1 protein-coding gene is annotated in these 387 nt (G+C 34.4%); it reads right to left on the bottom strand.

Annotation, left to right across the window (positions count from 1 at the left end; translation table 11 throughout):
- Positions 1-340, bottom strand: a 340-nt coding sequence (locus DDE80_RS14795) for a helix-turn-helix domain-containing protein (RefSeq protein WP_153060951.1), incomplete at its 3' end; no start/stop codon positions are given.
- Between the last annotated feature and the right edge of the window lie 47 nt (positions 341-387).

The following is a 387-nucleotide window of genomic DNA, read 5'->3' as shown; positions in this document are numbered from 1 at the left end:
TATAAGACTGTTTTGACTTACGGTTTTTGAACTTTGGAAATGCCCCATTGCCTTCAAAAAAATTCTTATAAGCCTTTTGTAAGTTCATTTGTGCATTTGCTAAAGCTAAAGAATCCACTTCTTTTAGAAATGGAAATTCGTCTTTATATTTAGCTGGTGTCGGGAACTTTTGCTTTTTAAGCATTTCCTTGTCGTCTTTGTATTTTGCATAAGTCGCTTGTCTTTCCGCAAGCATCTTATTGTAGACAAGACGAACACAGCCAAATGTTTTGGCTAATAATACTGCCTGTTCTCTGTTTGGTAGTAAACGGAATTTGAAAGCTTTGTTTTGTTTAGTCATATCAATTCACCTCGCTTTGTACTGAATAATATCGTGTATATTGATTG

This window comes from Metalysinibacillus jejuensis (assembly GCF_003057615.1).
Lineage (GTDB): Bacteria > Bacillota > Bacilli > Bacillales_A > Planococcaceae > Metalysinibacillus > Metalysinibacillus jejuensis.
The sequence above is the reverse complement of the archived record's forward strand: the minus strand, read 5'-3'. Positions and strand labels throughout refer to the sequence as shown.